This window comes from Piscinibacter sp. (assembly GCF_047600445.1).
Classification (GTDB): domain Bacteria; phylum Pseudomonadota; class Gammaproteobacteria; order Burkholderiales; family Burkholderiaceae_C; genus Piscinibacter.
Genome location: NZ_JASGKT010000002.1, coordinates 1,470,802 through 1,485,709, shown reverse-complemented (window position 1 = coordinate 1,485,709; position 14,908 = coordinate 1,470,802). Strand labels below are relative to the sequence as shown.

At 72.8% G+C, this 14,908-nt stretch carries 6 protein-coding genes; 5 read left to right on the top strand and 1 reads right to left on the bottom strand.

Annotated features, from left to right (window positions below; translation table 11 throughout):
• The first annotated feature begins 36 nt into the window (after positions 1-36).
• From QM792_RS11080 to QM792_RS11065, 4 genes are all read left to right on the top strand, one after another.
• Positions 37-6,510 (top strand): SdrD B-like domain-containing protein, encoded by a 6,474-nt coding sequence (locus QM792_RS11080; RefSeq protein ID WP_415149963.1) that lies wholly within the window; start codon positions 37-39, stop codon positions 6,508-6,510.
• Positions 6,507-9,866: a hypothetical protein gene (locus tag QM792_RS11075; RefSeq protein WP_415149962.1), complete on the top strand. Its 3,360-nt coding sequence runs from the start codon at positions 6,507-6,509 to the stop codon at positions 9,864-9,866. Before QM792_RS11080 ends, QM792_RS11075 begins: the two co-directional genes overlap by 4 nt.
• 5 nt (positions 9,867-9,871) lie before the next feature.
• Complete coding sequence (locus QM792_RS11070; protein ID WP_415149961.1) at positions 9,872-10,951, top strand: OmpA family protein; 1,080 nt, start codon at positions 9,872-9,874, stop codon at positions 10,949-10,951.
• Between the two features lie 304 nt (positions 10,952-11,255).
• Positions 11,256-11,804, top strand: a complete 549-nt coding sequence (locus QM792_RS11065) for a hypothetical protein (protein ID WP_415149959.1) — start codon at positions 11,256-11,258, stop codon at positions 11,802-11,804.
• Positions 11,805-11,812: 8 nt separating this feature from the next.
• On the opposite strand, the gene QM792_RS11060 is transcribed toward QM792_RS11065, so the two are convergent.
• The gene (locus QM792_RS11060; RefSeq protein ID WP_415149957.1) at positions 11,813-13,069 is read right to left on the bottom strand and encodes a tetratricopeptide repeat protein; all 1,257 of its coding nucleotides are present in this window, start codon (positions 13,067-13,069) and stop codon (positions 11,813-11,815) included.
• Between the two features lie 110 nt (positions 13,070-13,179).
• Here QM792_RS11060 and QM792_RS11055 point away from each other — a divergent pair, with 110 nt between their 5' ends.
• Complete coding sequence (locus tag QM792_RS11055; RefSeq protein ID WP_415149955.1) at positions 13,180-14,889, top strand: winged helix-turn-helix domain-containing tetratricopeptide repeat protein; 1,710 nt, start codon at positions 13,180-13,182, stop codon at positions 14,887-14,889.
• The last annotated feature ends 19 nt before the right edge of the window (positions 14,890-14,908 follow it).

The window sequence follows — 14,908 nt, the reverse complement described above, 5'->3', positions numbered from 1 at the left end:
TCGCGCGGTCTCTCGGCTTCGCTGTCGTCCAAAATCGTGTCGCGTCTGCTCCGCTCTGCCCTCGGCCGCCTGCTGTTCGCACTCGGCCCCCTGCTCGTCGCTGCGCAGGCCCATGCGGCCGACCCGCTGATCTCGTCGTTCACCGACAACCCCGACCCGGTACCGGCCGGCGGCAACGTCACCTACACGGCGGTGGTCAGCAACCAGATGCCGGATGCCGCGACCAACGTCGTGCTGACGGTCCCGGTACCTGCCGGCGCGACCTTCGTCTCCGCCGCCGCGCCCTGCGCGCTGAGCGGCGGCAGCGTGGTCTGCAACCTCGGCAGCGTCGCCGGCAGCGACACCGACGTGCGCACGCTGAACATGGTGTTCCGCGCCAACGGCCCGGGCCCCGGCACCATCACCGCCACCGCCACCCTCGCCTCCAGCAACGACACCAACCCCAACACCAGCAACAACGTCCAGTCGCAGTCGACCTCGGTGTCGCAGGGCGGCGACCTGTCGCTGGCGATGACGGGCACGCCCAACCCGGTGGTCGGCGGCGCCAACGTCACCTACACGCTGACGCCGAGCAACGCCGGCCCGAACGACTCCGGCCCCATCACCATCACCGACACCCTGCCACCGTCGGCCGTCTACCAGTCGTACAGCGGCAGCGGCTGGAACTGCGGCGTCAGCGGGCAGGTGGTGACCTGCACGCACGCCGGCAACCACCCGGCGGGCACGCCGATTGCGCCGCTGTCCATCGTGGCGCGCATCAACGCCGCGTCCGGCAACGTCACCAACACCGCCACCGTCGCGCCCTCGGCCGGCGGCACCGCCGACCCGAACCCGGCCAACAACGGCGCCACCGTGACCACCGCGGTGCAGCCCGGCGCCGACGTGCGCATCAACGCCAAGACGATCACCTCGGCCACGCCGGTGATCGCCGGCACCAACGTCACCTTCCAGATCCAGCCGCGCAACAGCGGCCCGGCCGCCGCGACCAATGCCGTGGTGACCGACACGCTGCCCGCGGGCTTCACCTTCGTCTCGGCCAGCACCGGCTCGCCCTGGAACTGCACGAACGCCGGCCAGACCGTCACCTGCACACGCGCCAACTTCCCGGTGGGCGCCACCGAGAACATCAGCGTCGTCGCCACCGCGCCCGGCAACGCCGTCGTCGGCCCGACCGGCAGTTCCTATACCAACACCGCCTCGATCAACAGCGCGGTGGCCGACCCGAACGGCGGCAACAACGCCGGTTCGGTCAACTTCACGGTGCGGCCCGACGGCGCCGACCTCAGCATCACCAAGGCGAAGTGGCCCAACCCGGTGGCGCAGGGCTCCAACCTCACCTCGGCCATCGAGGTCACCAACAACGGCCCGCGCACCGCGACCGGGCCGCTGCGCGTGGTCGAGTTGCTCAACGGCGAAACCTTCGTGTCGGCCTCGGGCACGGGCTGGAGCTGCGCGCTCGCGCCCGCCAGCACCACCACGCTGGTGTGCAACCACCCCAACGCCTCGGGCCTGGCGGTGAACGCCTCGCTGCCCACGCTGACCATCGTCACCACCGCGACCAGTTCCGGCACGCTCACCAACCAGGCCTGTACCGGCAGCACCGTGCCGGCCGGCGCCGCCGGCGGCGTGACCGCCTCGCCGCCCACGCAAGGCGATCCGAACACGGCCAACGACTGCGACAGCGCGGGCTCGAACTCCACCACGGTCCGGCCCGACCTGGCGATCAGCAAGGCCACGTCCACGCCCACCGGCGGCGACAAGATCGTCTCGACCAGCGAGAGCTCGGTCACCTACACGCTCAACGTCGGCAACGTCTCGGCCACCGCGCAGGACGCCACCGGCGTGCGCATCGTCGACGAAGTGCCAGGCTTCATCACGGGCCGCACCACCTTCGGCACCATCACGGCGACGCCTTCGGGCGGCAGCACCGCCACCTTCAGTTGCGGCAATAGCGGCGCCACCGTCACCTGCACCCAGACCGGCGGCGTGCTGGCGCAGGGCCAGTCGGTCGCGGTGGTGATCACCGTGAACCGCCCGCTCAACGACGGCAACTTCACAAACACCGCCACCGTGAGCAACACGGCCGAGGGCGACCCGGTCGACGGCAACAACAGCGCCACCGACGAGGTGACCATCCAGCCCATCGCCGACGTGGAAATGACGGGCAAGACGGCTTCGCCGGGCACCGTGCTGGCCGGCGTGCAGTCCACCTACGTTCTTTCGTACCGCAACAACGGCCCGTCGCAAGCGGCGAACGTGACGGTCACCGACGCCTTCGCCTTCCCGGCAGGCGACACCGGCCTGACCGTGGTCTCGATCGCCGCCACCGGCGGCGCCACCTGCTCGATCGCGGCCGGCGCCGTGCTCGACCCGGCCAACTCGTCGTTCACCTGCACCAAGGGCAACATGAACAACGGCGAGACGCAGACCGTCACGCTGGTGGTGCGGCCCAACTACCAGCCCGGCAACCCGGGCGGGCGCAGCTTCGGCAACACCGCGACGGTGGCCACGACCTCGGTCGAGAGCCCGAGCGGCGGCGACAACGGCAACAACTCCGAGACCGCCGCGCTGACGGTCAATGCGGCCTCCGTCGACCTGCTGGTCAACAAGACCGACGTGGTCGACCCGGTGGCCTTCCAAACCAACGGTTTCCTCGACTACGTCGTCACCGTCACCAGCCAGGGCCCCAGCTACGCCACCGGCGTGCGCATCACCGAGACGATGACGCCGCCGGCGGGCAAGCGTGTCCGCTTCGTCTGCGACACCACCGGCCCGGGCAGCAGCACCTGCAACCCGACCACGCTGTGCTCGGTGGGCAACGTCACCTCCGCGCCGGGCACGGCCCTGCCCGACTTCACCTGCGACGTGCCGGCCGGCAACGCCACCACCGGCGCCGCCCGCGGCACCCTGGCCGCCGGCCAGAGCAAGACGCTGTGGCTGCGCTTCGAGGCGCTGGACGCGCCGGCCAGCAACGGCGACCTGTTCGTGAACAGGGCCGTGTCGAGCTCCACCGAGCCCGACCCGCTGGGCAGCAACAACACCGCCACCGAGCAGACCAACGTGCGCCAGCGCATCGAACTGGCCGTCACCAAGACCGCCTCGCTGGCCAGCGTGACGATCGGCCAGCCCTTCGACTGGACGGTGACCGTCACCAACAACGGCAACGGCAACTCGCTGCAGACCGACCTGACCGACACGCTGCCGGCGGGCGTCGCGGTGAGCGGCGCCATCACCTGGAGCAAGACCCTGCCCGCGGGCAACGGCACTTGCACGCTGACCGGCAGCACCATCAACTGCCCGCTCGGCCAGCTCGACAACACCGGCGTGGCGACCATCACCGTTCCGGCGCGCGTGACCGCCTATCCCACGGGCGGCAGCCTGACCAACACCGCGACCGTCGACACCACGCCGAGCAAGATCGGCGGCGTCGACCCGGTGCCGGGCAACAACAGCGCCAACAGCACCGTCACGGTGACGCGCTCCACCCTCTCGGGCACGGTGTTCGAAGACCGCGACCGCAGCGGCGCCAACGCCGGCACGCCGCAGGCGCCCGGTGTCGAGCCGCGCATCGCCGGCGTGACCATCACGCTGACCGGCACCGACACCTACGGCAACCCCGTCAGCCGCACCACCACCACCGACGCGAACGGCAACTACAGCTTCAACGACCTGCCGCCGTCCGACGCCACCGGCTACACGATCACCGAGACGCAGCCGGCCGGCTACCGCAACTCGCCCGACGCGCCGCCCACGGCCGGCGCGCAGGCGCCCAGCCTCGGCGGCGGCTACGCCGCCGGCGGCAGCACCGGCAACTCGAGCTACACCGGCGTGGTCGTGGGCGCCGCGGCCACCGCGGAGCGCTACAACTTCCCCGAGCTGCCGGCGGCCAGCATCTCCGGCCGCGTCGTCGCCGACGCCGACAACGACGGCGTGGTCGACCCCGGCGAAGGCGGCATCGCCAACGTGAGCATCGTGCTCACCGGCACCGACACCGACGGCAACCCGGTGAACATCACCACCACCACCGACGCCGACGGCCGCTACACCTTCCCCGACCTGCGCCCCGGCACCTACACGGTGACCGAGCCCACGCAGCCGCCCGACACGGTCGACGGCATCACCCGCCCCGGCACGATCAACGGCACGCCCACCGGCACCGCCACCACGCCGGCGCAGACGCCCTCGGCGATCAGCAACATCGTGATCACCTCGGGTTCGACCTCGATCGACAACAACTTCTTCGAAGTCGGCAACTCGCCCGACCTGCTGGTGAGCAAGGCGGCGACGGAGACGCGCTTCACCGTCGGCAACCTCGGCCACTACACGCTGCGCGTGCGCAACATCGGCCAGGCGCCCACGGTCGGGGCCTACACCGTGCGCGACCGCCTGCCCGCCGGGCTGCAGCTCGCCGCGGTGCCCAGCGGCACCGGCTGGAGCTGCACCGGCGCGGTCGGCACGCAGATCGTGACCTGCGAGTCGAGCGACGTCATCGCCGGCGGCGCCACCAGCCCGAACGCGATCAGCGTGATCGTGACCGTGCTGCCCGCGGCGCTGCAGGCCTCGCCCCTCACCAACGTGGCGCTGGTCGAAGGCGGCGGCGAGCTGCCGGCTCGCGGCCCGACGCCGGCCGAGACCGACGCCTTCAACAACAACCCGGGCAGCCTGCCGGCGTGCGATCCGGCGATCACCGCCAACGCCTGCCGCGTGACCACGCCGGTGCAGGCCTCGGCCTCGATCTCGGGCACGACCTGGTACGACATCGGCTCGTCCAGCCACCTGCTCGACGGCGGCGACCGCCGCCTCGCGGGCTGGACCGTGGAAGTGCTGGACGCCGCCGGCAACATCGTCGGCCAGGCCACCACGCAGGCCGACGGCAGCTACCGCGTCGACGGCCTGGTGCCCGGCGAGGCGCTGCGCGTGCGCTTCCGCGATCCGTCGTCGAACACGGTGTGGGCCTACCCGGTCAACGGCGAGTCGGCCCCCGGCTCCTCGGGCGCGGCCTGCAACACCGCGGCAGCCATCGCCAACGGCACGGCGAGTTCGTGCCCGGGCACCGGCGGCGACCCGACGCTGACCGTGGTGCTCGCGCCGGGGCAGAACCTGCCGCAGCAAAGCCTGCCGGTCGATCCGAGCGGCGTGGTCTACGACGCGGGCAACCGCCAGCCCGTGCCGGGCTCGGTGGTCACGCTGCAACCGGTCGGCGCTTGCGCCGGCTGGGATCCGGCCACCGGCCTGGTGGGCGCCACGCTGGGCGGCTACACCGTCAACGGCGGCGCGGTCTCGATGACGGTCGGCAGCGAAGGCTTCTACCAGTTCCTGTTCACGCCGGCCGCGCCGGCGAGCTGCACCTTCGCGCTCGCGGTCACGCCGCCCTCGTCGCACAGCTTCGTCTCGACGCAGATCCCGCCGACGGACGGCACCTACACCCCCGGCGGCGCCCCCGGCACCACGGTGCAGGTGCAGCCCAACGGCAACGCGCCCACCGGCCCGGCCGGCCCGGCGACCACCTACTACCTGCAGATCACGGCCGGCTCGGGCACGCCCAACATCGTGCACAACCACATCCCGCTCGACCCGGTGGCGCCGACCGGCCTCACGCTGTCGAAGACCGGCGACCGCCAGATCGTGGAAGTCGGCGACAGCGTGCGCTACACCATCACCGTGCAGCGCACCAGCGGCCCGGTGCCGCGCCAGGTGACGGTGGTCGACCGCCTGCCGGCCGGCTTCACCTTCATCGCCGGCACCGCGACGGTCAACGGCGTGAGCGTCGCCGACCCGGCCGGCAAGCCCGGCCCGGCGCTGGTGTTCAACCTCGGCGAGATGCCGGCGTCGAACCAGCTCGTGCTGCAGTACCGCGTGCGGGTCGGCGTGGGCGCGATGCAGGGCGACGGCACCAACCGCGCCATCGGCTACGCCTGCCAGCAGACCGCGGGCTGCACCAACGGCAGCTCGCCGCTGCCCGGCAGCAACGCCACCAACGAGGGCCGGCACACGGTGCGCGTCACCGGCGGCGTGTTCACCACCGACGCCTGCGTGCTCGGCAAGATCTTCATCGACTGCAACAACAACCACGTGCAGGATCCCGAGGAGATCGGCATCCCCGGCGTGCGCTTCGTGATCAGCGACGGCACCGTGCTGGTCAGCGACTCGGAGGGCAAGTACAGCTACTGCGGCCTGCCCCCGCGCAGCCACGTGATGCGCGTCGACGAGACCACGCTGCCGCCGCGCTCGCGCCTGACCACCTCCAGCAACCGCAACCTGGGCGACGCCGGCAGCCTCTGGCTCGACCTGAAGAACGGCGAGCTGCACCGCGCCGACTTCGTCGAAGGCTCGTGCAACGCGACCGTGCTCGACCAGACCAAGGCGCGCCGCGCGCAGGGCGAGATCCGCTCGGTCGACACCGAGCAATCCAAGCCGCCGGCGCTGCGCTTCGACAGCATCAACAGGGACAAGGGCCCGTGGCCACGAACGCAGACACCTGCCCCGCGCCAGGAAGGAGGTGCGCGATGAGCCGCCTCGTCCAGCGCCACCGCCTGAGCCGCCTGGCGACCGCCGCCCTGCTCGCGCTCGGGCCGCTCGCCGCCGGCGCGCAAAGCAGCGCCCCGGCCGGCAGCCCCTCCGACGTGCGCTACACGCCGGTCACCGGCGAAGGCGTGCCGCTCTATCCGAAGAACCCGGACGCCGACGCGCGCCCCGTCATCGTCCGTGACGACCAGGCCGTGCAGCCCGGCGGCGACGCCGCGCCCGGGCCGGTGGCGCGCATCGTGGTCGAGATCGACCGCGACGCCATCCCGGCCGACGGCCAGCAGGCGGCGCGCGTCGCCGTCAAGCTGCTCGACAAGAACGGCGCGCCGTTCAAGGGGCAGGCGCTGGTCACCATCGAGCACTCGGGCGGACGCATCGTGCTGCCCGGCGCGCGCACCGACGAACTCGGGCCGCGCCGCATCGACGCCGACCGCACCGTGCCCGGCATCCAGTGGAAGGTCGAGAACGGCGGCGGCAGCTTCACCCTGCTCGCGCCCTTCGAGCCGCAGGACGTGCGGCTGCGCGTCTCGGTCGACGGCGTCGAGGCCAGCGGCGTGGTCAGCTACGTGCCCGAGCTGCGGCCCATGGTCGTGGCCGGCCTGCTCGAAGGCATCGTCAACTTCCGCTCCAAGACGCTGGTGAACCCGGTGCGCGGCGGCGACGCCTTCGAGCGCGAGATCCAGACCTGGTCGCGCGAGTGGAACAGCGGCAAGGCCAACGCCGCCGCGCGCGCCGCCTTCTTCCTGAAGGGCACGATCCGCGGCGACGCGCTGCTGACGGCCGCCTACGACTCCGACAAGGACACGCGCGCGCGGTTGCTGCGCGACGTGAACCCCGACGAGCTGTACCCGGTGTACGGCGACTCGTCGCTGCGCTCGTTCGACGCGCGCTCGACCTCGCGCCTGTACGTGCGTCTCGACAAGGACAAGGACTACCTGCTGTGGGGCGACTTCGTCACCGGCGACGGCTTCACGCAGCCGATCGGCCAGGGCGCGGTGGCCTCGCTCAAGCAACGCAGCCTGGGCAACTACAACCGCACCGCCACCGGCGTGCGCGGCCACGTCGAGCGCGACTGGCTGACCGCCAGCGGCTGGGCCTTCCACGATTCGCTGCGCCAGGTCGTCGAGGAGTTCGCGAGCCAGGGCTCTGGCCCCTACGGGCTGCGCAACAACGCCGTGCTGGAGGGCAGCGAGAAGGTGGAAGTGGTCGTGCGCGACCGCTTCAACACCTCGCGCATCCTGTCGGTCAAGCCGCTGGCGCGGCTGGTGGACTACTCCTTCGAGCCGTTCTCCGGGCGCATCATCCTCGCGACCTTCATGCCCTCGGTCGACGAGAACCTGAACCCCGTCAGCCTGCGCGTGACCTACGAGGTCGACCAGGGTGGCGAGAAGTTCTGGGTCTTCGGCGGCGACGCACAGGTCAAGCTCTCGCCGCAGATCGAGCTGGGCGGCTCGGCGGTGCACGACGAGAACGACCTCGCCGCTTATCGCCTCTACAGCGCCAACGCCACCTGGAAGATGGGCGAGCGCACCGCGCTGGTCGTCGAGGCGGCGCGCACCGAGAGCGAGATCAACACCAACCCGACCAACCAGTCGACCACCCCGGCCCTGGCCGGCCTCTCGGGCGATGTGGCCGGCAAGGCCTGGCGCGCCGAGTTCGTGCACGACCCCGGCCCCGACGGCAAGGTCGAGGCGCGCGCCTTCATGGGCCGCAGCGACCCGACCTTCAACAACCCGGCCGCGCCGCTGAACGCCGGCCGCGGCGAGGGCGAGGCGCGCGTGGCCTACAAGGTGGCCGAGGACGTCAAGGTCTACGGCGAAGCCGTGCTCAGCGAGGACCGCAGCGCCGGCGGCGGCGAGCGCCGCGTGGCCGGCGCCGGCCTGCGCTGGCAGGCGACGCAGCGGCTCACGCTGGACGTCGGCTACCGCAACATGCGCGAAACCGTCGGCACGCTGGGCACCGGCGTCTCCGCGGTGCCCTTCTCCTCGCAGCTCGGCCTGACCGGCTCGATCGCCAGCGGCGCCGGCGGCGGCGCGCTCGGCTACGGCAACCAGGCGCTCGACCCGGTGACGGGCCTGCCCATCATCACCTCGTCGACCGGCCTGACGCCGGCCACCAGCGACCTGCCCGCCGGCACCCGGCTGGAGAGCGACACGCTGCGCGCCGGCCTGGGCTACCGGCTCACCGAGCGCATCACGCTCGGCGGCGAGATCGAGCACGACGTGTCGGGCGAATCGCGCCGCCGCTACGCGGCCGGCGCCGACTACGCCATCAACGACAAGACCCGCCTCTACGCGCGCTACGAGCGCCAGGAGGGCTGGGCCTGGCTGCAGGGCGTCTCGACCACCGACCGCAGCGCCGACGCCGTCGTGCTCGGCGTCGACTCGACGGTCATCCGCGACACCCAGGTCTACAGCGAGTACCGCATGCGCGACGCCATCAACGGCCGCGACCTGCAGCTCGCCTCGGGCATCCGCAACTTCTGGGACCTGCGCGAGGGCCTGCGCCTGACCACGGCGCTCGAGCACATCGAGACGCACGGCAACCTGAGCGCGCCGTCGAACGCCGTCAGCGTCGGCCTGGACTGGACCGGCCACGAGCTGTGGCGCGTGGCCGGCCGCGTCGAGGCGCGCCGCTCCGGCGACATAGAGGACACGCCCGAGGACGACACCTTCACCACCGTGCTCGGCCAGTTGCTGGTGGCGCGCAAGATCAACCGCGACTGGACGCTGCTGGCGCGCGACTATCTGCTGACCACGCGCTACAGCGCGCGCGGCGACATCGTGCAGAACCGCGCCCAGCTCGGCCTGGCCTACCGCGATACCGACACCAACCGCGTCAACGCGCTGGGCAAGGTGGAGTGGAAGCACGAGCGCGACGACACCAACGCCGCCACCGGCGAGCTGAAGACACGCGCCTTCATCGCCTCGGCGCACGCCGACTGGCACCCGTCGCGGCCGTGGTGGCTGACCGGCCGCATCGCCGGCAAGTGGCAGCGCGACCAGTTCGAGCAGGGCGTGCGCAGCCGCTTCAACGCGCAGCTCGTGCAGGGCCGCGTCGTCTACGACCTCACCGAGAACTGGGACGTCGGCGTGATGGGCGCGTTGCAGACCGGCCAGCAAGGCGCCAGGCAGTACGCCGCCGGCGTCGAGGTCGGCTACCTGATCATGCAGAACCTGTGGCTCTCGGCCGGCTACAACGTCACCGGCTTCAAGGGCGACACCGACCTGACCGGCTACGAGTACACGCAGCGCGGCGCCTACCTGCGCTTGCGCTTCAAGTTCGACGAAACCCTCTTCTCGGGCCGGAACAAGGCCGTCAACCCCAGTCTCGATCGATGAAACCGATGCCCTTCCGCGCCACCACCCTTGCCGCCACCGCGCTGGCGGCCTTCTGCGGCACCGCCTTCGCGCAAGGCACGCAGCAGCAGCCCGCCACGCTCGCGCCGGAAGCCGCGCGCATCAGCGACGGCGTGATCCAGCAGGACCACAAGGTCTTCGAGACCGTGCAGGCCCGCATCAAGTCGCTGAACGACGGCGGCCGGCGCGTCGCCGACTACCACCTCTCCAAGGCGCAGTGCTGGCTGGACGTGAGCTTCCACGAGTACACGCGCAACGACCGCAGCCAGTTTCCGCAGGCCGCGCTGACCGAGAGCGACAAGCTCGTCATCGCGATGGAGAACAAGGTGCAGCCGCTGCCGATGGACACCCCACTGGTCAACGGCGCGGCGCGGCTGCGCCCCGACCTGTGGGAGCGTCTGACCGTGGTGCAGCGCTCCTCGGGCTTCAACTGCGCGATGCAGCGCGCCGCCTGCGCCGAGGTGGAGCTGGTGCACGCCGGCAACGAGTTCAACCAGCAGGGCTGGCGCCACGCCAAGCCCTACGTGCAGATGGCCGAGGACATGGTGGCCGAGGCCGAGCAGCGCGCCTCGACCTGCAACCCGGCGCCCGCGCCGGCCGTGGCTCCGCCCGCCCCGGCGCCGGCAGCCGTGCCGTGCGCGCCCTGCGCCGCCGCCGAAGACCGCCGCGTGCGCCTGTTCGCCAACGTGGTGTTCGCCTTCGACCGCCACGGCCGCGCCGACATCCGCGCCGGCAGCCGCGAGCAGCTCGACGAGATGCTGGCGACGATCCGCCGCGAGAAGCTCACCGTCGAGTCGGTGGAACTCGCGGGCCACGCCGACCGGCTCAACTCCACCGGCAACCCCGCCTACAACCAGAAGCTCTCCGAGCGCCGCGCCGAGACGGTGCGCGCGCTGCTGGTCGAGCGCGGCATCCCCGCCCAGGCGATCACCGCCACGGCGGTGGGCGACACGCAGCAGGTGGAAGGTTGCGAGCGTACCAAGTCGTCGCAGCCGGCCCTGCAGGAATGCCTGCTGCCGAACCGGCGCGTGACGGTGAACGTCACCGCCACCCGGCCGTCCAGGTAAGCCGGAATCCGGGCCGGGCCGCGCGGCCCGCCCGGCATCGCTTCAGGCCTGCGCCGGGATCCAGCGCGAACGCGCCGGCCGCGCCTGTGCGCCGCATCGACGGCGTCCGCTGAGCGAAGCTTGATCGGCGCTTCGGCGAAGTTTCGCCGTACCTTCCGCCGCCCGGCGCGCGGCGGCACTAGCGTGCTCACAGGAGTCGCCGGCACCCATCCGCTCGCCGCGCAACCCCTGGGTTCCGCCGACTGCCCGAACAGGCCGGCGCCTTGGTCCGGCCGATGCGCCGGCTCGACAGGGAGTCCCGAGCATGAAGACAAAATTCCGCACCCGCAGCCTGGGGTGCGCCCTCGTTGCCGCGCTGGCTTCGATCTTGTCCGGCTGCGGTGGCGGCGGCGGCAAGGACTCGGCGGCGCAGGCGGCATGCTCGGCCTCGTCGCCCTGTTCGCAGATCGCCGGCGTCGCCGCGCTCGGCGAGGCGCTGCCCGCGCCCGGCGCCAACCCCGGAGACTACGCCGGCACCTACCGCTGCGCCAGCCACGCCGAGCAGCCCGGCGAGGCCGACTTCATCCTGACCGCCACCGTCCCGGCCCGCGGCGCGGCCGGCGGCAGCGCCTACGTCGACGGCTCAGGCTACTTCGAATCGTGCGCGTTCAGCATCCATTTCGGCACGCTGAGCTTCCCGTGCGACGGCTGGGTCTCGGACCAGGGCGCGCTGTACTACCAGGCCTGGGACACACGCGGCAACGGCGCCGTGCCGACGGGACGCGCCGCCGTCAGCGGCGCGGCGGCCAGCGGCAGCTTCTCGGCGCCGGCCGTCGGGATCCAGGACTGGCCGTTCACCTGCACGCGGTCTTAGAGCCAGCGCTACTCCGGCAGCCCGATGCGCCGCAGCGCCGCGAAGTAGCGCTCGCGCTGCTGCTGGAAGCGCGCGTCGCCAACCGGCGTCTCGGCGGCGCGCAGGCGGCGGATGCTCTGGCCCGGCGGCGCCAGCGCGATGAAACGCGCCAGTGCCTCGGTGGCCACGGCATCGTTGCCCTGCACGGCCTCGATGCCGGCGAGCAACTGCCAGGCCAGGCCGTTGCGCGGGTTCATCTGCAACAGCTTGCGCAGGACCTCGGCCGCGTGCGCTTCCTCGCCCAGCGAATAGCGCGCCATCGCCTCGAACAGCAGCCCCTGCTGCTGCACGGCCAGCGTGCCGTTGGGCAGGCGCTGGACCTGCAACGCGGCCTCCAGCGTGCCGGCGGCATCACCCGTGCCGTAGCGCAGCGCCGCCAGCCGGCCGACGAACAGGCCGCTGCTCGGGTCCAGCCGCGTCATCGTCCGGGCCTCCTCCAGCGCCTCGGCCACCCGGCCCTGCTGGCGCAGCACCTCCACACGGGCCATGCGGGCATAAGGCTGCGCCGGGCCGGCCGCCACCGCCTCGCGCGAGAGCCGATCGGCCAGCGCGAGCTGCGCCGCCGGGTCGGTGCTCCAGCGGTTGAGCATCTCCGAGACGTGCGTCATCGCCAGGTGCGCCTTCGCCTCGGGACAGCCGGGCTCGGCCACCAGCGCCTGCTCCAGCAGCGCGCGCACGCGCAGCAGGTCGTCGCGGCTGCGGTAGCCGCCGAAGGCCTCGATCGCCTGGAGCGTGGCCGCGGCGGCGGCACCGTCATGGCAGGCACCCAGGCCCGGCACATCGGACGCCGGCGGCGCGACACCGATCTGGCGCGCGACGGCGGCGCTGAGCTCGCGGCGCCAGAGCGCGCCGGCCGCGAAGTCCAGCCGCTGCTGCCAGGCCGCGCTGCCGTCGGCGCCGCGGCGCAAGGCGAGATCGAAGCTCAGGCCGCCGTCGGGCGCGGACGCCACGCTGCCGGACAAGCGCCACGGCGTCGGCTCATCGAAATCGGGCGCCGAGGCGGCTGCCGGCGGCGGAATCACCACCATCAGCCCGGGCACCGCGCCCAGTTCGTCGCGCAGCACCAAGGTGGCCGCGTGCGCCAGCCAGGGCGGCTGCGCGTCGCCGGCGGCGCTCAAGGGCGTCATCACGATCCACTGCGGCGGCCCGGCCAGGGGCGGCGGTGCGGCGCAGGCGCCCAGCAGGGCCAGTGCCGAGGCGGCAAGCAGCGAGAGCAGGCGGGACATGATCGGCGCTCCTTTGTGGATTGAACGAGCCGCCACTGTGCTGCCTGCCCGATTGACCGGCGCCCAAATCGGCCCCAAGCTTCGCCGAAACTTCGACGAACAGGGAAGCGATGGGTAGCGCGCTGGAACCACTGCCGCAGCCTGCCGGGCCGGTGAGCTTCGGCGTTTTCCGCTTCGACCCGCAGCGCGTGGAACTGCTGCGCGACGGCGTGCCGGTGCCGCTGCGGCCCAAGGCCTATGCGCTGCTGGCCTGCTTTCTGGCGCACCCCGGCCGCGTGCTGGGCAAGGCCGAACTGGTGGCGGCGCTGTGGCCGCGCGTCGTGGTCACCGACGATTCGCTGGTGCAGTGCGTGGCCGACCTGCGGGCCGCGCTGGGCGACGACGGCGCCGCCTTCATCACCACCGTGCCGCGGCACGGCTACCGCTTCGATGCGCCGGTGCAGGCCGCGGCGCCGCCTGCACCGGTACCCGCACCCGCACACACGCTCGCGCCAGCCTCGCCGCGCCGGCCGGCGCGGCGGCTGCTCGCGCTGGGGCTGGTGTCGACGCTGGCGCTGGCGGGATGGCTGCTCTGGCGCCCATCGGCGCCGGCCGCGGCCGACCTGGCGTTCGCCGAGCGCCGCTCCATCGCGCTGCTGCCCTTGCGTGTCGTCGGCCCGGGCACCAGCCCCGAGTTCGCCGAGGCGGTGGCCGACGCGCTGACCGGCGACCTGGCCCGCCTGGTCAGCACGCAGGTGATCGCCAGGCCCTCGGCGGCCGCGGCGGCGGCGCGCGAGGGCGGCGACGCGCACCGCATCGGCCAGGCGCTGGGCGCGGCCTACCTGCTCGACGGCTCGCTGTCACGCGACGGCGAGGCGGTGGAACTGGCGCTGCAGTTCGTCGCCACCGACAGCAGCGCCGTGCTGTGGAGCGAACGCTGGCGCTACGACAGCCCCGACCCGCAGGCCTGGCCGCGCGACGTCTCGCTGCGCGTGGCGCGCGCGCTGGACCTGCACCTGACGGCGGCGGCCGCGCGCGGCGGCGGCTCGGCGCCGCGCAGCAGCGCCGTGGTCGACGCGCTGGCCCAGGGCGACGCGCTGCTGCGACGCTCGGGCGCGCCGGCCGACGTGCTGAAGGCGCGCGCCGCCTTCGAGTCGGCACTGGCGGCCGACCCGCGCTCGGCGCACGCCTGGTCGGGGCTGGCGCTGTCGCTGTTGTCCGAACTGCAGGGAGGCTGGTCGGCCGACCCCGCGCGCCAGACCGCACGCGCCGCCGAGGCGGTGCAGTCGGCGCTGGCGATCAACCCCGATTTCCCGCTGGCCCACTACGCCCGCGGGCACCTGCTGATGGTGCAAGGCGACGCCGAGGGCGCGCTGGCGGCTTATCGCCGCGTGCTGGCGCTCAACCCCAGCGACGCCTGGTCCCATGCGCGCGTGGCGTCGGCGCTGCTGGCGCTGGGCCGCTTCGCCGAGGTGGCGGCGCCGGTCGAGCAGGCGCGCCGGCTCAGCCCGCTGGAAGGCATGCAGGTGGCCTTCGGCCAGGCGATCGCGGCCGCCGCCGACTTCCATCTGGGGCGCGACGATGCCGCCTACGCACACTGCCGCGAGGCCGTGCAGGCCAATCCTTCCAACGTCCACGCCTGGGCGCTGATGGCGGCGATCGACGCGCTGCACCAGCGCCCCGATGCCGCCGCCCAGGCCCTGGCGCGGCTGCGCCAGTTGCGGCCGCAATGGACCGTGGCCGGCGTGCAGGCGCTGCAGGCGCGCTCGGCTCCCGCGTTGCAGCCCGGCCAGGCTCGCTTCGTCGAAGGGCTGCGCGTCGCCGGCTTGCCGGCGCAGTAGGCGCGCTTACGCCGGCCCC

What these genes read in the sequence shown, in the direction of transcription:
- QM792_RS11075 (WP_415149962.1), top strand. Translation starts at nt 6,507, where the DNA reads ATGAGCCGCCTCGTCCAGCGCCACCGCCTGAGCCGCCTGGCGACCGCC.
- QM792_RS11070 (WP_415149961.1), top strand. Translation starts at nt 9,872, where the DNA reads ATGCCCTTCCGCGCCACCACCCTTGCCGCCACCGCGCTGGCGGCCTTC.
- QM792_RS11065 (WP_415149959.1), top strand. Translation starts at nt 11,256, where the DNA reads ATGAAGACAAAATTCCGCACCCGCAGCCTGGGGTGCGCCCTCGTTGCC.
- QM792_RS11060 (WP_415149957.1), bottom strand. Translation starts at nt 13,069, where the DNA reads ATGTCCCGCCTGCTCTCGCTGCTTGCCGCCTCGGCACTGGCCCTGCTG.
- QM792_RS11055 (WP_415149955.1), top strand. Translation starts at nt 13,180, where the DNA reads ATGGGTAGCGCGCTGGAACCACTGCCGCAGCCTGCCGGGCCGGTGAGC.